This window comes from Okibacterium sp. HSC-33S16, assembly GCF_024171565.1.
Lineage (GTDB): Bacteria > Actinomycetota > Actinomycetes > Actinomycetales > Microbacteriaceae > Mycetocola_A.
Genome location: NZ_JALJZZ010000001.1, coordinates 292,896 through 315,568 on the forward strand (window position 1 = coordinate 292,896; position 22,673 = coordinate 315,568).

Sequence of the window (22,673 nt, forward strand, 5' to 3'; positions counted from 1 at the left end):
CTACGCGCCAGCATCGCGCTTCCGTCACCGCTGGCCGTCGTTCGACGGAACCAGCCGAAGCGTTGTGGCCGGTGCCTTCGGTCCGACGACCGTATTCACAATGCGCGGCCCGTATCTGTCGTATTTCTCGTGGTACGCCGCGTCGATATCTGATGAAACGGATGCCTCGGCATCGTTAAAGAGGACGTCTCTTTCCAGCGCTCCGGCGCGTATCCGTCCCGATCCGCTCCTCTTCGCGCGGACGAACCACGGGTTGCTCGCACCGTACGCCGAACGAACGTACACGTCATTCCCGGCCCGAACCACCCAAATGGTGACGAACGGGCGAAGGGTTCCGTCGGGCCGCCTCGAGGTGATCTGCAACTCATCTGCGGCGGCGAGCTGGGCAAGCTCGTCCTCGGTCCACTCAGTCATGGGTATTTCCGCCTTTCTCACGAGAGCCTCACGCTACGCCGGACAAGGCAGCGACGGGAGTGCTTGGCATGACCGGCCACGCCGCAGGCTACGGCCGACGGCGGTTACAACTTGATTGCGTGCGCATGGCGAATTCCGGCGGTGAGTTAGTCTCGGTGTATCGTCGCCGTGAACGTGACCCGAATAAGGAATGAACCATGCGTAGAAAATCCCTCGTCGCACCCCTGGCTCTCGCTGCAGCTGCGGCCTTCGTGCTGACCGGTTGTGTGAACAACGAAGAAGCTCCCACCGGTGGATCATCCGCTGGCGGCTCGGTCAGCGCAGACGACAAGCTCGCTGCGCTCCTGCCCGACGACGTCGCGAAGTCCGGCGTGCTCAAGATTGGCGTTGACGCCAGCTACGCCCCCAACGAATTCGAAGCAGACGACGGATCGGTCACCGGCTGGGACGCAGAGCTGGCTGAAGCGGTTGCTGCCAAGCTCGGCCTCAAGGTTGAGTGGGAGAAGTCCCTCTTCGACGCGATCCTTCCGAAGGTCGCAGGTGGAACCCTTGACCTCGGCTGGTCGAGCTTCACCGACAACCCCGAGCGCCAGGCTCAGGTCGACTTCGTCGACTACTACAACGCCGGTCTGCAGTTCGCCAAGGGTAAGGACGCCGAAGACCTCACCGAGTGGTGTGGGGTCACCGTCGCGATCCAGGCGTCGACCACGTCCGAACAGTACCTGCAGGACGCCAGCGACGCGTGCGTAGCTGAAGGTAAAGCGGCGGTCGACATGCTGAAGTCGGACGGCCAGGATGAGGCGACGAACAATGCGGTCCTCGGTCGCGCCGACTACCTGCTCGGTGACTCGCCCATCATTCAGTACGGCGTCGCACAGTCGGAGGACAAGCTTGTTCTCAGCGGTGACGTCTTTGACGCGGCACCGTACGGTGTGGTGATCGAGAAGGACGGCGACCTCCTTGAAGCCATCCAGGCGGCCATGCAGGCACTCATCGACGACGGAACCTACGAAGACATCCTCGCTGAGTGGGGTGTCGAGGGTGGAGCCGTCGACGAGGCAACGATCAACGCCGGCTAACGATCATGGACCCTGCAACAGAACCGATTAAGGCGGTCAAGCTCCGGCACCCGGTGCGCACGGCGTTTGCCGTCGTCATCGTGCTGCTCGTGGCCCTGTTCGTCTGGGATGCCGCGACGCGAGAGGCCTATCAATGGCCTCTTGTGGGGCAGTACCTGTTAGACCGTCGGATCAGCCAGGCGGCTGGCGTCACTCTCGCCTTGACCGTGCTTGCGATGATCCTGGCCATCGTGATGGGGCTCGTCCTGGCTGTCATGCGGCTCAGCGACAATCCGGTTCTGAAAGCCGTGTCCTGGTTCTACCTCTGGCTGTTCCGTGGCACCCCGGTGTACGTGCAGTTGGTGTTCTGGGGACTGCTCGGAACGATTTACCGCTCGGTCACGATCGGCATCCCGTTCACGAGTGTTGAGTTCTTCACGGTGTCGCCGTTCTCCGCCATCGATTTGTTCTGGCTCGCCGTGCTCGGTCTCGCCTTCAACGAGGCCGCGTACATGGCCGAGATCGTGCGGGGCGGAATCCTCAGCGTCCCCCGTGGCCAGGACGAGGCGGCACGTGCTCTGGGCATGAGCTGGCGGCAAACGATGCTGCGCATCGTTGTTCCGCAGTCGATGCGCGTCATCATCCCGCCGACCGGCAACGAGGTCATCTCGATGCTGAAGACGACGTCGCTCGTCACGGCGCTCGGTTTCTCGCTCGAGCTGTACGCGCGCACCCGGGCCATCTCGGCACAGATCTACGCGACAGTTCCACTGCTCATCGTTGCCAGTATCTGGTACCTGCTCGTCACGAGCATCCTGATGGTGGGGCAGTACTACCTTGAGCGCTACTACGGTCGCGGAGTAGCGCCACAGCGGGCACCTGAGAACGACCCTGACGTTGCCGACGCGGCAGGCGTCGACCCAACGACCGGATTGAGCGGCGATGAGATTGAGGCTGTCGCACCGCCGAAGAGGGAGCACCAATGACCGACGTCCCTATGGTCCACGCCGATCACATCGTCAAGAGCTATGGCTCACACCAGGTGCTCAAGGACGTGTCGGTGACCGTCAACCGCGGTGAAGTTGCCTGCCTGATCGGTCCGAGCGGTTCGGGCAAGTCAACGTTCCTCCGCTGCATTAACCACCTGGAGTCGATCAACGGTGGCCGCCTGTCTGTCGACGGCGAGCTGATGGGCTATCGCCAGCGCGGTGAGAAGCTCTACGAGATGTCACCGGCTGAGGTGTCCCGGCAGCGGGCGGACATCGGCATGGTGTTCCAGTCGTTCAACCTGTTTCCGCACATGACCGTGCTCGAGAACATCATTGAGGCGCCGACGCAGGTCAAGGGCATCAAGAAGGCCGCGGCGGTTGCCACAGCCATGGAGCTTCTCGACCGTGTCGGGTTGGCGCACAAGGCCAAGGCCTACCCGTCGCACCTCTCCGGAGGCCAGCAGCAGCGCGTCGCGATTGCGCGGGCACTTGCGATGAGCCCCAAGCTCATGCTGTTTGATGAGCCAACCAGCGCACTTGACCCCGAGCTCGTCGGCGAAGTGCTCGACGTGATGAAGGGTCTTGCGCGCTCCGGCATGACGATGATCGTTGTGACGCACGAGATCGGCTTCGCGCGCGAGGTCGGCGACTCGCTGTTCTTCATGGACGGTGGTGTCATCGTCGAGTCGGGTGACCCTCGTGAAGTGCTGACCAGTCCGAAGCACGAACGGACGCAATCGTTTCTCTCGAAGGTGCTGTAAGCATCCGTTCGAGAAGAAATGGTGCTGGCCGACTTAGCCGGCCAGCACCTTTCGGATGCGTTGCAACGACACCGTTTCGTTGGCACCGATGTTTTGCGCGAAGAGGCTGAGGCGCAGCTCTTCGATCATCCAGCGCGCATGAACGATGTGTGGGGCGGCAAACCGAGCGGGCGGCAATGTGCCCCCGGCTGCCTCGTAGAGCGCTGTTGCGGCCTGGACTTCGTTCATCCAGACACGGTCGCGGTTCGGGTTGTCGGCCAGCTTCTCCACGCGGTGCGTGATGCCGTTGAGGTAGCGGGGAACCTGCGCCAGCCGCTGCATTCCGGTTCGGGAAACGAAGCCGGGGTACACCAGGGCGGAAAGCTGCTGGGTGGCGTCTGACAACGCGGGGAGCAGGGCAAGGCTCGTTGCTTTCTTCACCGCTTTCTCGGCCGTTCGCGCCGCGGTCAGGACCTTGGCGACGAGCGACGCCGTGTCGAACATGGTGTTCATCATCGCCCCGGAGATGCGGTCTCGCACGGTCTCAAACTCGGCGCGCATGAAGATTGAGCCGTCAGGCTTCACCCGGAAAAGCACATCGTCGATGCAGGCCGCGAGGCAGTCATCGAACAACGCCTGCGTGGTCGGGTACGGGCTCGTGGCGAGGGTGAGCTTCTCTGCTGAGGTGAGGTGCTGCTGCACGTAGGACACCGGCGAGGGGAGGGCGAGGAGCAGCAGGCGTCGGATTCCGTCTGGCATGGCCTGTGCCTGGTCCTGTTCGGTGGCCATGATGCGGATAGCGACGGAACTGCCTTCGTCGACGAGCGCCGGATAGCCGCGAATCATGTTGCCCGCCTGTCGGGTGTCGACGTAGCGCGGCAGTTCGTCGAAGTCCCAGCGGGTGATGCCCGATCGCTCGAGCGCGTTCGGTGTGGCTTCGGCGATCTGCGCGACGCTCTGGCGGGTGCGGGCCTTCAGCCGGTGCTGCAGCTCCGTGAGGTCTTTGCCGTTCGCCACGTGGCGGCCCTTTTCATCGACCACCCGGAAGGTGACCTTCAGGTGGTCGGGGATGCGCGACAGGTCGAAGTCGCTCGCCTCGATCTGCATGTAGGAGAGCCGTTTCACAGCCATGGCGAGATGCGCGGTGAGCGTGTCTGCGTTGGTCGCCTCGGGCTCGGGAGGACCCGAAGGAAGCTCGGCCAGGAGGCGCCGGGCCCAGTCCGCAGCGGGGACGATGTTGCGCCGGATCGCCTTGGGAAGCGACTTGATCAGTGCCGTGATGAGTTCGTGCCGAAGGCCGGGAACCTGCCAGTCAAACCCGGCAGGGGAGAGGCGGGGAAGCAGCGCGAGCGGGACCTGTACGGTCACTCCGTCATCCTCGGCGCCCGGCTCGAACCGGTAGCGCAGGCTGAGCTTCTGGTCGCCCTGGCGCCAGATCGGCGGGAACTCGGTCTCGTCGACGTCGGGTGCATCGTCGGGAAGAAGATCCTCCTGGCGCATGGTGAGCAGGTCGGGGGTGTTCTGCTTCGCCTTACGCCACCACCCCTCGAAGGTTCGAGTCGAGAACACGTCGGCGGGGATCCGAGAGTTGTAGAAGTCGAAGACAGCCTCATCATCGAACAGGATGTCGCGGCGGCGGGTGCGCTCCTCGAGCTCGGCCAATTCCTTGCGAAGCTTTTTGTTGGCCCGGTCGAACGCTTGCGGGGAGTCCCATTCACCCTCGACGAGCGCGTGGCGGATGAATAATTCACGCGAGAGCTCGGGATCGATCTTCGAGTACTGCACCCGACGGCGGGGGATGATCGCCAGGCCGTAGAGCATCACTTTCTCCCACGCCACGACGGAACCCTGCTGCTTCTCCCAGTGCGGCTCGGAGTAGCTGCGCTTGACCAGGTCGCCGGCGATCTGTTCCGCCCAGGCGGGGTCAATCGATGCCGTTGTCCGCGCGAAGAGCCGAGACGTTTCGACGAGCTCAGCAGCCATGATGGCGTTCGGTTGCTTCTTCGCGAGGGCCGAACCCGGGAAAATGACAAATCTGGTCTGCCGCGCACCGATGTAGTCGCCCTTGCGGGGAGGACCAGGCCGGTTCGCAGCTTTACTGCCGCGCGCAGAGTTCGCCGCTGCCTGGGCCGCGTCCTTGATTCCGATATGCGAAAGAAGTCCGGCGAGTAGAGACCGGTGGATGCCGTCTGGGTTTGTCGTCCGCTCGCTGAGAGTCAGGCCGAGAGGTTTGGAGAGCTGGCGAAGCTGACGGAAGACGTCTTGCCATTCGCGGATACGCAAGTAATTGAGGAACTCGTTCTTGCACAGTCGACGGAATGCGCTTGAGCCCAGTTCCTTCTGCTTCTCTTCGATGTAGTTCCACAGGTTGAGCAGTGAGAGGAAGTCACTGGTCGGATCCGTGAATCGCGCGTGCTTCTCGTCGGCCTGCTGGCGTTTCTCCAGGGGGCGTTCGCGCGGATCCTGAATGGTGAGCGCCGCAACGATCGCCATGACCTCGCGCGACACGTTGTGCTTCTTTGATTCGATGACCATTCGCGCGAAGCGCGGGTCGATCGGAAGCCGGGCGAGGTCTCGCCCGATCCGGGTGAGACGGGGGGTGGCGCTTGGTTGCGCGTCGATGGCGCCAAGCTCGCGGAGGAGGTCAAGTCCGTCTTTGATTCCTCGTGAATCCGGCGGCTGAACGAACGGGAAAGCGGCGATGTCGCCGAGACCCAGCGACACCATTTGCAGGATCACGGCGGCAAGGTTTGTGCGCAGGATTTCCGGCTCGGTGAACTCGGGACGGGCAAGGAAATCCTCTTCCGAGTACAACCGAATGGCGATGCCCTCGCTGGTGCGCCCCGATCGACCGGAGCGCTGGTTCGCTGACGCCTGCGAGATCGCCTCGATCGGAAGTCGCTGGACCTTTGAGCGCACACTGTATCGGGAAATGCGCGCCGTTCCCGCGTCAACGACGTACTTGATCCCCGGTACGGTCAAGCTCGTCTCGGCCACGTTGGTGGCGAGAATGATGCGTCGCCGCACGCCAGCCTTGGTGCTGGGTTGGAAGACCCTGTGCTGGTCAGCGGAGCTGAGGCGACCGTAGAGGGGCAGGATCTCGGTGACACCGGCTCCGCCTTGGGCGTACCTGGCGTTCAGAGCGTCGGCCGTGTCACGAATCTCCGTCTCACCGCTGAGGAAGACGAGAACATCTCCCATCGACTCTCGGGCCAGCTCGTCGAGAGCGGCCGTGATGCCGTCGATCGGGTCCAGATCGGGCTGGGTGGGTTCGTCGCCATCATCGGCTTCATCGTCGTCACCGACTTTGTCCGCAACGAGGGGGCGGTAGCGAATCTCGACAGGGAATGTCCGACCGGAGACCTCGACGATCGGTGCGCCTCCGAAGTGACGCGAGAAGCTCTCCGGATCGATGGTCGCCGACGTGATGACGACCTTGAGGTCGGGACGTTTCGGCAGCAACTGCTTGAGGTAACCCAGGAGGAAATCGATGTTGAGGCTGCGTTCGTGCGCCTCATCGATGATGATGGTGTCGTACCCGCGCAAAAGGCGATCCCTGTGGATCGCATTGAGCAGAATACCGTCGGTCATCAGCTTGACCTTGGTGTCTTTGCTGGCCTGGTCGGTGAACCGGACCTGATAGCCAACCACGCCACCAAGTTCAACGCCGAGTTCTTCCGCAATGCGTTCAGCGATGGTGCGCGCCGCCAAACGCCGGGGCTGCGTGTGAGCGATTGACTCGCGTCCCAGTTCGAGGAGGATCTTCGGCAACTGGGTAGTCTTTCCCGAACCCGTCGCGCCGGCAACAATAACAACCTGGTTGTCCCGGAGAACTTCGGAGATCTCGTCCTTCATCTGGCTGACGGGCAGCTCGGGAGGGTAAGAGATCGTAAAAGACATAGCCCTCTATCGTAAGACACCGTGCACTGAGTTGTCCGAGCGCGGCGCAGTTCGTTCTCCGGTTCCGCTGAGGGCGAAGTGGTGGGGTGAAGGTTGGTTGTGCTTCCCGCCAAATGGTTAGCTGGAGTAATGGCACATCGAGGACCTGTCGAGTTCGAAACTGAACGTCGTTGACTTCGAACTGACCGAGCACGAGGTTGCCGCTATCCCGGCCCTTGAGCGCGATGGCCGCGTCGGCTCCCACCCGAGCGACGTGAACTAACAGAGGATGACTTCTATGGCAACGCCCGACACTTTTGATTCCGGCACCGACACCTTCACTGCCGACTGGGCCAGCTGGCACGAAGCGCGTGAACGCGGTACCGCATCGCCCTTCGGGCTGGCATCGCTCGTCGCGACGCACTGGCTGACCGGAGCGCCGGAACCTCTTGATGGCGTGTTTGGCACCTGGCACGCCGGCCTCGACGGGATCGTCGGAGAGGGCCATGAACTGGATGGGCTCACCGTTCTCCAAGGCGGCCGACCGGTGCGAGTGATCAGCGGCAGCACGGTCACGCTGACGAGCGGCCAGGACATCGAGTGGGGAGACCGTCGGTTGCGGTACTTTGAACGCGATGGAGCCCTTGCCCTGCGGATCCTCGACCCGGACGCCCCCACTCGCACACGACTTCGCGGTATCGACGTGTTCGCGCCTGACCCGTCGTGGGTGGTTGAGGGCAGCTTCAGCCCGGCCGCACAGGATTCGCGGATGGAAATCACCGCGATCGACGGACACGTGTCTGACGACACCCCCGCGGGCACGGTCGCCCTGGCATTCCCTGACGGGCTGGAAACGCTGACTGTCGTCTCCGAGCGCGGTGCGTTACATGCCGTGTTCGCCGATGAAACGAGCGGGGACGAGACCTATCGGTTCCGCTTCCTCGACATGCCGGCACCCGACGAGGACGGCCGTGTGAGGGTCGACTTCAACCGAGCGTACGTGCCGCCGTGCGTCTTCAGCGACTTCTACGTGTGCCCGCTCCCGCCCGCGGGCAACCGGCTGAGCCGACCGATCCGCGCCGGCGAGAAGAACGTAGTTCTCGAACCCTGATTGCCCATCCGTTACGCCGTGTTGCACCCCGACCGAGGGATGCCACGAAACCGGCGTAGCGTCGCAGCATGGTCGAGAACGCAGAACAGCAGCCGCTCCGGGTCGTTGCCGTATCCGGAAGCCTCCACGCGCCGTCGAAGACAAGTGCGCTCGTGCACGCGATCCTCGCTCGGATCGCCGAAGCGCAACCGGTCTCTGCGCATGTCATCGAGTTGAGTGAGATTGGGCCCGCATTTGCGGGAGCGCTGACCCGTGATCAGGTCGCTCCGAGCGTCGAGACCGAGCTTCGGCGCATCGAGGACGCTGACCTCTTGATCGTGGCCAGCCCGGTCTACCGTGGGTCGTTCACCGGCCTGTTCAAGCACCTCTTCGATTTCGTCGGTCAATACTCGCTCGTCGACAAGCCCGTGCTCGTCGCAGCCACCGGGGGAGGAGAACGCCACGCACTCATCCTCGAGCACCAGTTCCGTCCACTGTTCGGGTTCTTCCAGGCGCTGACCCTTCCGATTGGCGTCTACGCCTCAAACACGGACTTCACCGAGTACACGCTGACCAGCGAATCCGTCCGACAGCGGATCGACCTCGCCGTCGTGCGCGGGCTGCCGTTCGTGCGCAACCGAGTGCGAGACGCAGACACCGTTTCCGACTACGTGGGGGCATGGTAAGCGGGCGGCTTCCCCACGTAGGCTGAAGTATGGTCAACCGTCTCGCTTCAGCCATGAGCCCGTATCTTCGCGCCCACCGGGACAACCCGGTCGACTGGCGCGAGTGGGGGCAGGACGCGTTCGATGAGGCCAAGGCCCGCGACGTGCCGGTCTTCATCTCCATCGGATACGCCACCTGCCACTGGTGCCACGTGATGGCGCGCGAGTCGTTCAGCGATCCGGCCATCGCCGAGTTCCTCAACACAAATATGGTCAGCATCAAGGTTGACCGGGAGGAGCATCCCGCCGTTGACGCGAGCTACCTCGCCCAGGCGAGTGCCTTCACACAGCAGCTGGGCTGGCCACTGAGCATCTTCGCCACCCCGGGTGGTGCCGCCTTCTTTGCCGGAACCTATTTTCCGCCCGCGCCGGTCTCCGGGCATCCGTCATTTCATCAGGTTTTAGATGCGGTGATGGATGCCTGGACGAACCGTCGTGACGCCGCCAACGCGAACGCTGCGGCGATTGGCGCTGCCGTCACGGCGGTGGCTGAGCAGGTTTCGAACTCAGACCTTCCGTCTGCCGAACAGATCGCGACCGCCGTCGCGACGCTGGCTTCGTTCGAGGACCGTGAGTTCGGCGGGTTCGGCGGCGCACCGAAATTCCCGGTTGCCCCCATCCTGAGCTTTCTCCTCACGACGCCCACCGGGGCACCGCTGGGTGCTCGAACCTTGGAGACGCTGAGCCGATCGCCACTCGTCGACCCGGTTGATGGTGGATTCTTCCGGTACGGAACCCAGCGCGACTGGTCAGAACCACACTACGAGCGCATGCTCTATGACAACGCGCTGCTGCTCGAGGGGTACAGCGAGGCGTACCGTCAGGATCCGACGCGGGAGTGGGCTGCGATGACGGCTGACGGTATCGCTCGGTTCCTCACCGGCACACTCCAATTGCCGACCGGTGGGTTCGCGAGTGCGCAGGACTCGGAATCAACCATTGATGGTGTCCGGTCGGAGGGCGGCTACTACGCACGCGACGCTGAGGGTCGTGCCGGGCTCACGCCTCCGGCCCTGGACGAGAAAGTTCTCACGGGCTGGAACGGCCTCGCCATTCGCGCGCTGACCCGCGCCAGCGTGATCTTCGACCGGGCCGACTACCTGGAGTCCGCTCGGTGGGCCGCGGATTATCTGCTCGAGAACCACCGCAACGCCGACGACACCCTCGTGCGCGCATCGGTGGCCGAACGCAAGTCGACCGCGCGGGCCACGCTGGAGGACTACGGAATGCTCGCAGACGCCCTGCTCGAGCTTTCCCTGGCGACGGGTGAACTCGCCTACGCGCAGACCGCCCGCTTGCTCGTTGACGCGACGCTGGATGCTGGAACCCCGCTCGCTGTCTTCGGCGAACCGGGCGGTGGCGACCCGGTACTCACTGGGCAGGGCATCGCGCTCTCGGGTGACCCATCCGAAGGGGCATACCCCTCTGGCCTCAGCGCGACGGCAACGGCTGCCTGGCGGCTCTACCTGGTCACCGGCGCTCGCCGGTATGCCGAGGCGGCCGAGGCTGCACTCGCCCCGATCGGGCAGCTCGCTGTGGCGAACCCGATGTCATTCGGCGCATCGCTGCAGCTGATGGCCTCGATGGCTCGCGCCGGGAAACAGCTCGTGGTCGTGGCACCCGACGGCATCGATACGCCTGTGCCCGACAGCGTTCGACACAGTGCAGCGGACGTGGTCACAGTGGTGTCCGAGCGGCAGGCCCGCGAGTTCACCGCAGCGGGCTTCGAGCTGTTCGAGGCGCGGCTGCCCGTGAACGGCAAGCGCATGGCCTACGCCTGTGAGGCCTTCACCTGTCAGTTGCCGACCCCGGTGTAGCCGAGGCGTGCGAGTCAGCACTCGATGACGTTGACCGCGAGTCCGCCCTCGCTCGTTTCCTTGTACTTGCTCGACATGTCGACGCCGGTCTGCCGCATGGTCTCAATAACCGCGTCGAGTGACACGAGGTGGCTGCCGTCCCCGTGCAGCGCCAGGCGGGCCGCGCTCACAGCGGTTGACGACGCGATGGCGTTCCGCTCGATGCACGGCACCTGAACCAGCCCGCCGACCGGGTCGCAGGTCAGTCCCAGGTGGTGCTCCATCGCAATTTCGGCCGCGTTCTCCACCTGGCTGGTTGTGCCGCCGAGCACACTGCACAGCGCACCGGCCGCCATGGCGCACGCCGATCCCACTTCCGCCTGGCAGCCGCCCACCGCGCCCGAGATCGAGGCGTTGGCCTTGAACAGCGAGCCGATCGCGGTTGCCGTCAGCAAGAATCGCCGGATGCCATCTGCTGACGCCCCGGGAACGAAACGCAGGTAGTACGACGCTACTGCCGGAATGATGCCCGCAGCACCGTTGGTCGGTGCGGTCACCACTCGACCGCCGGCCGCGTTTTCCTCGTTGACCGCCAGGGCAAACGAGTGCAGCCACTCGGTGGGCAATTCGCGCCCGCTCTCGGCCTCGGCGAGCTCGAGGTGTTCCCGAACCGCTGCGGCACGCCGCTTCACGCGGAGCCCACCCGGGAGAATGCCGGACGCCGCGAGGCCGTTGGTGACCGATTCGTTCATGGCGGCCCAAATGGCGTCGAGCCCGCGGTCGACCTCGTCCGGGCTCCGTACGGACTCTTCGTTGCGACGGGCCACTTCGTCAATGCGCAGCCCATCGCGATCGCAGATCTCAAGGAGCGCAGCGCCGGTGGGAAAGGGGAGCGGATAGGTGATGACAGGCCGCTCGGCGGAGTCCTCGCCGTCGCGTCGGATGAAACCGCCCCCGATCGAGTAGTAGGTCTCGGCGACGAGGGGCTCGGCAGTCGTGCCGCTCCAGGCGGCGAGCGTCATGGCGTTGGGATGGCCGGGAAGTCGGGTGCGCGGTTCGAAGCTGATGTCACCCTGTTCGAAGGCAATGGCCCGTTCTCCGCCGAGAAGAAGTGTCGACCCTGGCGTCAGCCCCGACCACGACCCGTGAACCGCCGTCGGGTCGCACGTCTCCGGTGACAGGCCCTGCAGCCCGGCGACGACAGCGTCCGGAGTACCGTGCCCGATACCGGTCGAGCCGAGCGACCCATAGAGCACGCAGGTGACCCGGTCGATGGCGCCGAGGAGGCCCGCAGCGGTGAGGCGGGAGGTAAAGGCGAGGGCGGCGCGCATCGGTCCGACGGTGTGCGAACTTGAGGGCCCAATACCGATCGAGAAGAGCTCGAACGCTGAAACGTAGGCCGTCATGGGAACACTCCTTGCTCGATGCTGTCCTGCCACTATAGGCAGAGTCAGCGCGAGTCGAGCAGGATCTCGCGTCCACGCGCGTGCGCTCGCAACGTTCGTGCGAAAACGCTCAGTTAGAGCGGGTTAACTGCGATTCAGGTGAGTTGCTTCTTCGACGAAATCTGGCCGGTGTCGAACCCAAAGAGGTTGAGGCCGCCGTGGAAGCGGGCGTGCTCGACCTTGATGCAGCGGTCCATCACCACGGTGAGGCCGTGCTCTTCGCCGTAGCGAGCGGCCTCTTCGTTCCAGATACCGAGTTGTACCCACACGGTCTTCGCTCCCACGGCGAGCACGTCGTCGATCACAGACGGGATGTCGCTGGCCTTGCGGAACACGTCGACGATGTCGGGTACCTCGGGCAGCGAAGCCAGGTCGGGGTAGGCCTTCTGGCCGAGAATCTCAGTGGCGTTGGGGTTGACGAAGTAGACCCGGTATTTGCTCGACTGCTGCAGGTAGGTGCCGACGAAGTAGCTCGAGCGGGCCGGGTTTGGCGAGGCGCCGACGATCGCAACCGACTTCGCAGTCCGGAGAATGTTGAGTCGCGCTTTCGCGTCTGGTCCTACCCAGGTGCGCTGGGACTTGAGCAGCTTGGCGAGGGGCGAGTCCGATGGCAGTGAGCAGGTGAGCCCGTTCTGAAGCTGGGTGGTGACGAGTTCTGACATGGCTTAAACCTCCACTGCCTGGGCGAGTGCCTGGTCCAGATCGTAGATGATGTCGTCCGCATCTTCGATCCCCACACTCAACCGAACCACACCGGGGAGGACGCCCGCGTCGAGCAGCTGCTGTTCGGTGAGCTGCGCGTGGGTCGTCGACGCCGGGTGGATGATGAGAGTTTTGGTGTCACCGATATTGGCGACGTGGCTCGCGAGATCGACCGATTCGATGAGCTTTTGCCCGACCTCGCGACCGCCCTTCACGACAAAGCTGAACACGCTGCCGGGGCCCTTGGGAAGGTACTTCTCGGCGCGGGCGTGGTGCGGGTGCGAGTCGAGCCCGGCCCAGTAGACGGCCTCGATGCGCGGGTCCTGCTCGAGCCAGGTGGCGACGATCCGGGCGTTGTCGACGTGCGCCTGCATGCGGTAGGACAGTGTCTCGACCCCTTGCGCCAGCGTGGCCGCGGCCGTTGCCGCGAGCGAGGGGCCGATGTCGCGGAGCTGCTCGGCGCGGAGTCGGGTGAGGAACGCGTACTCGCCGAAGTTGCCCGACCACTCGAGTCCGCCGTAGCTCGGAACACTCTGTCCGAACAGCGGGAACTTGTCGCTGTGCCAGTCGAAACGGCCGCTCTCGACGACCACGCCACCGAGCGTGGTGCCGTGCCCGCCGAGGAATTTGGTGGCCGAGTGGGTGACGATGTCGGCGCCCCACTCAATCGGCCGGTTGAGGTAGGGAGTGGCAATGGTTGAGTCGATGACGAGCGGGATGCCGTGTGCGTGGGCGACGTCGGCGAGGGCCTCAATGTCGGCGATTTCGCCGGACGGGTTGGCGACGGTCTCGGCGAAGATCAGCTTGGTCTTGTCGGTGATTGCGGCCGCGTAGTCCTCGGCGTTGGCCGACTGCACAAACGTGGTCTCGACGCCGAACCGGCGGAGGGTGACATCAAGCTGGGTGATCGAGCCACCGTAGAGGTTCGCGGAGGCCACGATGTGGTCACCTGACCCGACCAGGCTGGCAAAGGTGATGTACTGCGCCGAGAGGCCCGATGCCGTCGCGACGGCGCCGAGGCCACCCTCGAGGCTGGCCACGCGTTCTTCGAAACTCGCCACTGTCGGGTTGGCCAGCCGCGAATAGATGTTGCCGTACTTTTGCAATGCGAAGCGGGCAGCGGCATCCGCTGTGTCATCAAAGACAAATGCCGTCGACTGGTAAATCGGAAGCGCACGCGCTCCGGTCGCCGGGTCAGGGATGTTGCCCGCGTGAATTGCACGCGTGCGGAAGCCGTATTCGCGATCTGCCATGGCCTCACGCTACCGGGTTGCTCGCGGCGCTCCGGCCGAGTGTCGTAACACAACGCAACGAGGGTGCGGGCTCAGGAGAACAGGTGTACGGCGCCGAGCGCGAGCGCCGCGATGAGCACCCACGACAGGAGCCCGACGGCGAGCGCGCGCCAGCCCGTTGAAACCAGTCGCTTGAGCTGGACGGCCGTTCCGAGGCCGAAGAGAGCCAGTGCGAGCAGGGCGGTCTGGAGCCCATCGAGGACGCCGAGTACCGGCTGCGGAATGTCGAGGAAGGTGCGCAGCAGGATCGCGGTGAGAAAGCCGACGACGAACAGGGGAACGAGGGGCGGCTTCGTGCCGGTGGTCGCCGCGGCGAACCGGCGGCGCTCAACCACGGCGGCAACGGCGACCATGGGGGCGAGCATCACCACGCGGGTGAGCTTGACGACGAGGGCGACCGCGAGCGCACTTCCACCGGCGATCTGGGCGGTGGCAACGACCTGCCCGACATCGTGCACGCTCGCACCGACCCAGTGACCGTATTGGACAGTGTCCAAGGTGAGCGGATGCCAGAGGGCTGGCAGGACAGCGATGGCGAGCGTTCCGCAGAGGGTCACCAGGGCGACCGGTTGCGCCTGTTCCGACCGACCGGCTCGGACGACGCCCGACATCGCGCCGATGGCGCTTGCCCCGCAGATGGCGAAGCCCGTTGCGATGAGCAGCGGTTCGTGTCCGGGGAGGCGGAACGCTCGACCGAGCAGCCAGGTGCCGCCGAAAGTGACCAGCACGATGGCGACGGTCGAGAGGAAGACGCCCCAGCCGAGCGAGGCGACGTCGAACAGGGAGAGTTTGAATCCGAGCAGCACGACGCCGATGCGCATGAGCCGGCGGGAGGCCAGGGCGAGCCCGGGGGCAAGGACACCGCTGAGCAACGGTTGGGCCGCGGGGATCTGGGCGACCACGATGCCGAGTACAACGGCGGCTGTGAGCAGCGGAACGGCTGGAACGAGCGTTGAGATCGCCCAGGCGACTGCGGCGGCTCCGGCGGCGGCCGCGACCCCGGGAAGCCAGGCCGGGCGGGTCAGACCCATGACGGTAACCAGGAGTGAAGTGTCCAGAACCAGAACGGCACGGTGGTCGCGCTCCAGAGCGGGTACCAGAACACGCTCAGGGCGCTGGCCAGAACAAGGAACACAGCGGTGAGGGCTACGCCACGGGTGCGTTCATAGCGTGGGTCGGTGCGGCTGCCGAGGACGAGCCCAATAACGAAGGTCAGAGCGAGCACGAGGTAGGGCTCGAACGCGATGGTATAAAACTGGAACACCGTGCGCTCGGTGTACATCAGCCAGGGCAGGTAACCGGCGGCGACACCCATGAGGATGAGGCCGATCTGCCACTGTCTGGTGCGCACGAGCCGGTAGACGAGATAGAGCATGGCGGCGACCGCTGCCCACCAGATCAGCGGGTTCGCGATCGAGGTAATGGCCTGCGAGCACGGCGCGAGTGCGCAGCCTGCTGTGCCGGTGGCGGGTGAGTCGTACCACATGCTCGTCGGGCGCAGCATCGCGAGCCAGCCGAGCGGATTGGCGGAGTACGGGTGGGGTGCGGCCAGGCCGACGTGGAAGTTATAGATCGACTGCTGGTAGAAGAAGAAACTCTGCCACACCGACGGCACCCAGGAGAAGAAACCGGTCCAGGCGTTGCCCGCTTGTTCGGCCCAGTGTCGGTAGTAGCCGTTGTCGGTCACAAACCAGCCGGTCCAGCTGGCCAGGTAGACGACGATGGCGACCGGGACGAACAGGAGGAAGGTGGCCGGTCCCTGCTTGAGGACGGCTGCCGAGAACCAGGCGTCGAGCCCCAACCGCCGCCGGGCCAGGGCGTCGACGACGATGAGGTAGAGCCCGAATGCTGCGAGGAAGTAGAACCCCGACCACTTCACTCCGGCCGCGAGGCCAAACGCCAGCCCAGCAGCGATCAGCCACGGCCTCGCCCAGATCACCGGGCCCCAGTCGGATGCTCGGCCGCGCTGCCGCTGCTCGGCCAGGCGCTCGCCGAGTCGGTGTTCGTGCCAGCTGCGGTCGGCGAGAACGCAGGCAAAACCGAGCAGGGTGAAGAACATGAGGGAGTTGTCGAGGATCGCCACGCGCGACATCACGATCGCGTGCCCGTCGATGGCGAAGATGAACCCGGCGATGACGGCCAAGAGTGTTGAGGCGAAGAGTTTGCGGGCCACCAGGGTGAGCACCAGGACGGCGAGGGTGCCGATCACCGCCGTTGAGATGCGCCAGCCGAAGCTGTCGGTGGCGCCGAAGGCCGCGAGGCCCAGGGCGATGAGCCACTTGCCGAGCGGCGGGTGAACCACATAGGCCGGGTCGGTGAGGTAGCCGTTTACCTGGCCAGCGTTGAAGTCCGGGTCGGACTCGGCGGGCCAGGATGACTCGTAACCGTGCTGCAGCAGGGTCCAGGCATCCTTGACGTAAAAGGTCTCGTCAAAGACCAGGGCGTGCGGTGTGCTGAGGTTCCACATCCGCAGGACAGCGGCCAGGAGGGTCACAAGTAGCGGTCCACCCCAGTACCAGAGCCGGCGACGGGCCGGGGTGGAGAGCAGTCGGCCCCACCAGTCGTCGAGTCTCGAGCCGCGAGGTTCGAGGTCGGCCGGGCTCTGGGTCGCCGCGCCACTCACCAGTTGGGAGAAACTTTCACGGGAAGGCACGGGCACCCTGCAATGCTAGCGACCCGGGTGCGGCGGAGCGCTGCCGGGCGGCGTCGCCGGTGAGGCTGGCCGCGAGTGGGAGACTGACAGCATGATCATTTTGGCGGCAACACCCATCGGAAACCTCGGGGATGCGTCGACGCGACTCATCGACGCGCTGAGCACGGCCGAGGTGGTTGCGGCCGAAGACACGCGAACCACCATCAAGTTGCTCAAAGGTCTCGGCATCACACACAAGCCCCGCCTGCTCAGCCTGCACGACCACAATGAGCGGGAGAAGTCGGCCGAGCTGGTCGAGTTCGCTCGGGACGCCGACCTGCTGGTGCTCAGCGACGCCGGCATGCCGACGGTCTCCGATCCCGGCTACCACCTCGTGGTTGCTGCGGTCGACGCCGGTGTTGCGGTCACCGTTATCCCCGGTCCGAGCGCCGTGATCACGGCGCTCGCCGTATCCGGCCTTCCGACGGACAGGTTCAGCTTTGAGGGATTCCTCCCTCGAAAGCAGGGCGACCGCCTGGCCACCCTGGCCTCACTCGAACACGAGCGCCGGACGATGGTGTTCTTTGAATCTCCCAATCGGTTGGCGTCCTCTCTCGCGGACGTGGCATCCGTTCTGGGAAACGATCGTCGTACGGTTGTCTGCCGGGAGCTGACGAAGATGTTCGAAGAGGTCAAGCGGGGTACCGCAGCAGAACTGGCGGAGTGGGCGTCGGAGGGAGTGCGCGGGGAGATCTGCATCGTCGTCGCCGGAGCTGAGAAACGCGAGTTCAGTTTGCAGGACGGTGTTGTCGAAGTGCTGGAGCGGGTAACGGCGGGGGAGCGGTTGAAGGATGCCGCTGGCTCGGTTTCGGAGGCGACCGGGCTGAGCAAGCGCGAGCTGTACCAGGCCGCGCTTGCCGCGAAGAAGTAGCAGCGTCGTCTCGTAACCGGGCGGGAGAGGTGCGGCGGCGGCCATAAGATTGACAGCATGGCCAGCGGTAACTCTTTCTACATCACGACGCCCATCTTCTACGTGAACGATGCGCCCCACATCGGGCACGCATACACGGAGGTGGCTGCTGACGTTGTTGCGCGCTGGCACCGGCAGGCCGGGGATGACACCTGGTCGCTCACCGGAACCGATGAGCACGGTGAAAAGATCCTGCGCACGGCAACGGCCAACGGTACGACCCCGAAGAAGTGGGCGGACAAGCTGGTGACCGAGGCGTGGAAACCGCTGCTCGAGACCATCAACATCGCGAACGACGACTTCATCCGCACCACCGATGAGCGGCACGAGTCGAGCGTGCAGTTGTTCCTGCAGCGCCTCTACGACGACGGCTACATCTACTCGGGCGAATATGAAGCGCTGTACTGCGTGGGCTGTGAAGAGTTCAAGCCGCAGTCGGAGATCGTAAACGGCACGGGGCCGTTTGAAGGCCAGAAGGTGTGCGCGATCCACTCCAAGCCGCTCGAGCTGCTCAAGGAGAAGAACTACTTCTTCCGGATGAGTGACTTCACCGAGCGCCTGCTCGCCCTCTACGAGGAGCGTCCTGACTTCGTGCAGCCGGAATCGGCCCGCAATGAGGTCATCCAGTTCGTGCGGCAGGGGCTCAGCGACCTCTCGATCTCGAGGTCCAGCTTCGACTGGGGCGTCAAGGTGCCGTGGGACGACAGCCACGTCGTTTACGTCTGGTTCGACGCGCTGCTCAACTACATCACCGCGGTCGGCTATGGCCAGGACGAATCGAACTTTGACCGGCGCTGGCCGGCCACGCACATTGTGGGCAAAGACATCCTCCGCTTCCACGCGGTCATCTGGCCCGCCATGCTCATGGCTGCCGGGCTCGAGGTGCCCAAGCAGGTCTTCGGCCACGGCTGGCTGCTCGTCGGCGGCGAGAAGATGTCGAAGTCGAAGCTCACGGGCATTGCGCCGACGGAGATCACCGACACGTTCGGCTCTGACGCGTTCCGTTACTACTTCCTCCGCGCCATCGCCTTCGGCCAGGACGGCTCGTTCAGCTGGGAAGACCTGTCTGCGCGCTACCAGGCTGAACTGGCGAACGGCTTCGGCAACCTCGCCTCGCGGGTCATCGCGATGGTCACGAAGTACTTCGACGGAGTCGTTCCGGCTCCAGCCGAATACACCGACGTGGACCTCGCTATCCAGGCGGTCGTGCAGAAGGCCGCGGAAGACGCCGACCGGTCGATCAACGCGCTTGCTATCCACGATGCGCTCGCGTCGATCTGGACGATTGTCGATGAGCTCAACGGGTACATCACCGATTCGGAGCCATGGGCCCTCGCCAAGGACCCGGCGAACGCCGCACGTCTGGGTACCGTGCTCTACACCGCGCTCGATGGGCTCCGTGCGCTCGCCGTGCTGCTCTCGCCCGTACTGCCGCAGGCCACCGACAAGCTGTGGGAAGCCCTGGGCGCGGCCGCGACCCTCGGTGCACTCGTCGACCAGCCCCTCCGCGAGGCCGGTCGGTTCGAGCAGCTGCCGGAGGGGAGCACCGTCTCCGCGCTGCAGGCTCTGTTCCCGCGCATCGAACCAGCCGTCGCCTGACCGGCGTTTCGAATGCTCTCAGTCGCGGTGAGGTAGCGTCGAGATATGACTGAATCCGCCCACGTGCGCAAGCGCGACGCTGGGGAGCGCAAGGACATCAGCTTCCCTCCGCTGCCGGAGAGCCTCGCCGTCTCGGTCTACGACAACCACACGCACCTCGAAATCGCCGACGGTGACATCGCGCTCGATTACCGCGAGCACCTCGATCGAGCGTCGAGCGTCGGGGTTCGCGGAGTCGTGCAGGTCGGCACCGACGTTGCAACGTCGATCTGGAGCGCAGAGACGGCAGCAATCGAGCCGCGCATGCTCGCCGCCGTCGCCCTTCACCCCAACGAGGCACCGGATCTGGAACGGGCCGGCACCCTCGACGACGCGCTCGCCGTGATCGCTGAGCTCGCCACCCGCCCGCGGGTTCGTGCTATCGGCGAGACCGGGCTCGATTTCTTCCGCACGCAGGAAGACGGCCAGGCCGCCCAATACACGTCCTTTGAGGCGCACATCCAGATAGCGAAAGAGAACAACCTCGCCCTGCAGATCCACGACCGCGACGCCCACGCCGAGGTGATCGCTACGCTGAAGCGCGTCGGCGCCCCCGAGCGCACCGTCTTCCACTGCTTCTCCGGTGACCGTGAACTTGCCGAGATCTGCACCGAGAACGGCTGGTACATGTCGTTCGCGGGGACGTCGACGTTCAAGAACGCAGCCAACCTGCGGGAAGCCCTCGCCGTCGCACCGCGCAGCCTGCTGCTCATCGAGACCGACGCCCCGTACCTCACCCCCATGCCGTATCGCGGCCGACCCAACGCGCCCTACCTGATCCCGCACACGCTGCGGTCGATGGCCGCGACGCTCAACACCGACCCGTCAATGCTGGCGGCCCAGATTTCGTCGAACACCGAGTACGTGTACGGCCACTGGGACGACGAGCCCGTCGTCTCCCCACCAAACCCCTATGAGGATGTACGCGCATGACGCTTCTTGGCCCCGCCGAGATCCGCGACCTCGCTGAACTGCTGAACGTCCAGCCGACCAAGAAGCTTGGACAGAACTTCGTCGTCGACGCCAACACGGTGCGCCGCATCGTGAAGGTCGCCAAAGTCGCCGCCGGCGAACAGGTCGTCGAAGTCGGCCCCGGCCTGGGGTCGCTGACCCTCGGACTGCTTGAGGTCGGTGCGAGCGTCGTTGCGGTCGAGATCGACACCCGGCTGGCCGAGCAGTTGCCCCGTACCGTGTCGCTGCTGCAGCCGGATGCCGACCTGACCGTGGTCACGGCCGATGCGCTCCGCATCACCGAACTGCCCGGCGATCCCACTCGGCTGGTCGCGAACCTGCCCTACAACGTCTCGGTCCCTGTGCTGCTGCACCTGCTCGAAAACTTCTCCTCGTTGTCAGCGGGCGTTGTGATGGTGCAGGCCGAGGTCGGTCACCGCCTCGCCGCCGAACCGGGTTCGAAGGTGTACGGAAGCCCCAGCGTGAAGGCTGCATGGTACGGAGCATGGCGAACAGCCGGCAATGTGTCGCGCCAGGTGTTCTGGCCGGTTCCGAACGTCGACAGTGTACTTGTGGCCTTCGAACGGCGAACGGATGCCCTGGGTACGGAAGATGAGCGGCTGACGACGTTCCGCCTCGTCGACGCGGCGTTCCAGCAGCGGCGCAAGATGCTGCGCCAGTCGCTCGGACAGATCCTCGGCGGATCGCAAGCGGCGACGGATGCCATGGTGGCCGCCGGTATCGCACCGACGGCACGCGGTGAAGAGCTGACGGTACATGACTTCCTCGCGATCGCGAGGAAAATCGGGAACGTGACCGAGGCATCCGCTCATGACGATCTCTGAACAGACGTCAAGCGTGAACGACGAAGCGGTACTTCGAGCGACCGGACGAACCCGCAGCACCTGGCATGAACTCCTCAGCACCGCGGGTGCTCACGACTGGAACCATTTCGATACGGCCGCGTGGCTGGTGCGTGAACACGGCGTTGACGGCTGGTGGGCGCAGGGCATCAGCGTCGGCTACGAAAAGCAGACCGCGCGGCGTAAGCCCGGGCAGCGCGCCGACGGGAGGTTCGAGGTGACGGTGAGCCGTCGGGTTCCGCTCGACCAGCAGGAAGCGCTGCACGCGGTCATCGCACGGGTGGGGAACGAAATCGGTGCTGATCCCACCTCGACCCGGGCGAAGACCAAGTACGTCACAGCGAAGTGGAAGCGCGAGGGGGGAGTGATCACGGCGCGCGTCGCCCCGAGCGAGAACGGGAAATCACCGATCGCCCTGGCGATGACCGTCGCATCCGACACCGACCTGCCCGCCGCAAAGGCCCTTCTGACGAGCTGGCTGCCCGAAGCCTGACGTTCGTGGGGCGTGAACTCGAGGGATTAGGTTGGAATCATGACGGAACCGGTAGGCCTGCACTTCGCTCACGCCAGGGCACCGGGAAAGATCAACGTCTTCCTCAAAGTCGGGCAGTTGCAGAGCGACGGTTATCACGAGCTCGCGACGGCGTTCCAGGCCGTCTCGCTCTATGAGGACGTTCGTGCCTACCCGGCCGCTGACTTCTCCGTCTCCTTCTCCGGGAGTATCGACACCACAGCGCTGGTCACCGACGGGTCGAACCTGGCCATCAAAGCGGCTCGTCTTCTCGCTAAAAAGACCGGCTATCGCGGCGGGGTGCGCCTCGAAATCGAGAAGAACGTGCCCATCGCGGGCGGGATGGGTGGCGGGTCCGCAGACGCGGCGGCAACGCTCGTGGCCTGTGATGCTCTCTGGGGCACGGCGGCATCCCGCGACGAGCTGGTGTCTCTCGCCGCCCAGCTCGGAGCCGACGTGCCGTTCGCTCTCTCCGGCGGAACCGCGATCGGAACCGGACGCGGCGACCAGCTCAGCCCGGCCCTCGCCAAGGGACGATTCCACTGGGTTCTCGCGATCGCCGAGTTCGGCATGTCGACACCCGAGGTGTACTCGGCGCTTGACCGGCACCGCGAGAAGCACGCGCAGGACATTTACCCGGCCACTCTGCAGCCGGTCGTCGACACCGAGGTCCTGCAGGCTCTCCGTGCCGGCGATGCCCGGCAGCTCGCGGAAGCGCTGCACAATGACCTGCAGGCGCCCGCCCTGGGGCTTGCCCCTGGCCTGGGTCGAATCCTCGAGCTCGGTGAGCAAATGGGTGCACTGGCCGGGATCGTCTCCGGGTCAGGACCGACCCTCGCGTTCCTCGTGCCCGACGCCGACAGCGCCCTTGAACTGCAGGTCGCGTTGAGCGCGTCCCGGTTGACTGCCCTGCGCGTGACCGGGCCGGTCCACGGGGCACGGCTCGTTCAGGAGTGGTGAGCACCAGCCTCCCGGGCG

The 22,673-nt window shown here is 64.9% G+C and carries 19 protein-coding genes; 12 read left to right on the forward strand and 7 right to left on the reverse strand.

From position 1 onward, the window contains the following. Positions 1–24: 24 nt before the first annotated feature. Positions 25–414, reverse strand: a complete 390-nt coding sequence (locus L1277_RS01440) for a DUF2255 family protein (RefSeq protein ID WP_253374580.1) — start codon at positions 412–414, stop codon at positions 25–27. A 197-nt stretch (positions 415–611) separates the two neighbouring features. Here L1277_RS01440 and L1277_RS01445 point away from each other — a divergent pair, with 197 nt between their 5' ends. From L1277_RS01445 to L1277_RS01455, 3 genes are read left to right on the forward strand one after another with little or no spacing between them, the layout of a single operon-like run. Continuing rightward, a complete protein-coding gene (locus L1277_RS01445) occupies positions 612–1,493 on the forward strand; it encodes an ABC transporter substrate-binding protein (protein WP_253374581.1) in 882 nt (293 codons plus the stop codon). Positions 1,494–1,498: 5 nt separating this feature from the next. Continuing rightward, a complete protein-coding gene (locus L1277_RS01450; protein WP_253374582.1) occupies positions 1,499–2,458 on the forward strand; it encodes an amino acid ABC transporter permease in 960 nt (319 codons plus the stop codon). Further along, complete coding sequence (locus L1277_RS01455) at positions 2,455–3,222, forward strand: amino acid ABC transporter ATP-binding protein (protein WP_305884276.1); 768 nt, start codon at positions 2,455–2,457, stop codon at positions 3,220–3,222. Before L1277_RS01450 ends, L1277_RS01455 begins: the two co-directional genes overlap by 4 nt. 33 nt (positions 3,223–3,255) lie before the next feature. Here L1277_RS01455 and hrpA read toward each other — a convergent pair whose 3' ends face one another. After that, positions 3,256–7,101, reverse strand: a complete 3,846-nt coding sequence (hrpA, locus tag L1277_RS01460) for an ATP-dependent RNA helicase HrpA (protein ID WP_253374583.1) — start codon at positions 7,099–7,101, stop codon at positions 3,256–3,258. A gap of 277 nt (positions 7,102–7,378) precedes the next feature. Between hrpA and L1277_RS01465 the strand changes: the two genes are divergently transcribed. The 3 genes from L1277_RS01465 to L1277_RS01475 all read left to right on the forward strand — a co-directional run bounded on the left by L1277_RS01465 (position 7,379) and on the right by L1277_RS01475 (position 10,712). Continuing rightward, complete coding sequence (locus L1277_RS01465) at positions 7,379–8,191, forward strand: DUF1684 domain-containing protein (protein WP_253374584.1); 813 nt, start codon at positions 7,379–7,381, stop codon at positions 8,189–8,191. 68 nt (positions 8,192–8,259) lie between these two features. After that, positions 8,260–8,856 carry an FMN reductase gene (gene msuE / locus L1277_RS01470; RefSeq protein WP_253374585.1) on the forward strand — a complete coding sequence of 199 codons (597 nt, stop codon included), beginning with the start codon at positions 8,260–8,262 and terminating at the stop codon, positions 8,854–8,856. Between the two features lie 29 nt (positions 8,857–8,885). After that, positions 8,886–10,712, forward strand: coding sequence for a thioredoxin domain-containing protein (locus L1277_RS01475; protein ID WP_253374586.1), 1,827 nt, complete (start codon positions 8,886–8,888; stop codon positions 10,710–10,712). Positions 10,713–10,726: 14 nt separating this feature from the next. Here L1277_RS01475 and L1277_RS01480 read toward each other — a convergent pair whose 3' ends face one another. The 5 genes from L1277_RS01480 to L1277_RS01500 all read right to left on the reverse strand — a co-directional run bounded on the left by L1277_RS01480 (position 10,727) and on the right by L1277_RS01500 (position 16,756). Beyond that, entirely contained in the window at positions 10,727–12,097 is a 1,371-nt protein-coding gene (locus tag L1277_RS01480) for an L-serine ammonia-lyase (protein WP_253374587.1), read from the reverse strand. Between the two features lie 134 nt (positions 12,098–12,231). Continuing rightward, positions 12,232–12,798, reverse strand: coding sequence for a CoA-binding protein (locus L1277_RS01485; RefSeq protein WP_253374588.1), 567 nt, complete (start codon positions 12,796–12,798; stop codon positions 12,232–12,234). Between the two features lie 3 nt (positions 12,799–12,801). Beyond that, the gene (locus L1277_RS01490) at positions 12,802–14,091 is read right to left on the reverse strand and encodes an O-acetylhomoserine aminocarboxypropyltransferase/cysteine synthase family protein (RefSeq protein WP_253374589.1); all 1,290 of its coding nucleotides are present in this window, start codon (positions 14,089–14,091) and stop codon (positions 12,802–12,804) included. A 71-nt stretch (positions 14,092–14,162) separates the two neighbouring features. Further along, positions 14,163–15,161, reverse strand: coding sequence for a YeiH family protein (locus L1277_RS01495; protein ID WP_253374590.1), 999 nt, complete (start codon positions 15,159–15,161; stop codon positions 14,163–14,165). Beyond that, positions 15,152–16,756, reverse strand: a complete 1,605-nt coding sequence (locus L1277_RS01500) for a phospholipid carrier-dependent glycosyltransferase (RefSeq protein WP_256481379.1) — start codon at positions 16,754–16,756, stop codon at positions 15,152–15,154. Before L1277_RS01500 ends, L1277_RS01495 begins: the two co-directional genes overlap by 10 nt. Positions 16,757–16,874: 118 nt before the next feature. Between L1277_RS01500 and rsmI the strand changes: the two genes are divergently transcribed. The 6 genes from rsmI to L1277_RS01530 are packed head-to-tail and all read left to right on the forward strand — an operon-like array spanning position 16,875 to position 22,655. Further along, positions 16,875–17,693, forward strand: coding sequence for a 16S rRNA (cytidine(1402)-2'-O)-methyltransferase (rsmI, locus tag L1277_RS01505; RefSeq protein ID WP_253374591.1), 819 nt, complete (start codon positions 16,875–16,877; stop codon positions 17,691–17,693). 57 nt (positions 17,694–17,750) lie between these two features. Next, on the forward strand, positions 17,751–19,331 hold the full coding sequence (gene metG / locus L1277_RS01510) for a methionine--tRNA ligase (protein WP_253374592.1): 1,581 nt from the start codon (positions 17,751–17,753) through the stop codon (positions 19,329–19,331). A 45-nt stretch (positions 19,332–19,376) separates the two neighbouring features. After that, positions 19,377–20,303 (forward strand): TatD family hydrolase, encoded by a 927-nt coding sequence (locus L1277_RS01515; protein ID WP_253374593.1) that lies wholly within the window; start codon positions 19,377–19,379, stop codon positions 20,301–20,303. Then, positions 20,300–21,166, forward strand: a complete 867-nt coding sequence (rsmA, locus tag L1277_RS01520; RefSeq protein WP_253374594.1) for a 16S rRNA (adenine(1518)-N(6)/adenine(1519)-N(6))-dimethyltransferase RsmA — start codon at positions 20,300–20,302, stop codon at positions 21,164–21,166. The genes L1277_RS01515 and rsmA overlap by 4 nt, the downstream gene beginning before the upstream one ends. Then, positions 21,153–21,677 (forward strand): hypothetical protein, encoded by a 525-nt coding sequence (locus L1277_RS01525; protein WP_253374595.1) that lies wholly within the window; start codon positions 21,153–21,155, stop codon positions 21,675–21,677. The genes rsmA and L1277_RS01525 overlap by 14 nt, the downstream gene beginning before the upstream one ends. A gap of 39 nt (positions 21,678–21,716) precedes the next feature. After that, positions 21,717–22,655: a 4-(cytidine 5'-diphospho)-2-C-methyl-D-erythritol kinase gene (locus L1277_RS01530; protein WP_253374596.1), complete on the forward strand. Its 939-nt coding sequence runs from the start codon at positions 21,717–21,719 to the stop codon at positions 22,653–22,655. Positions 22,656–22,673 lie beyond the last annotated feature (18 nt).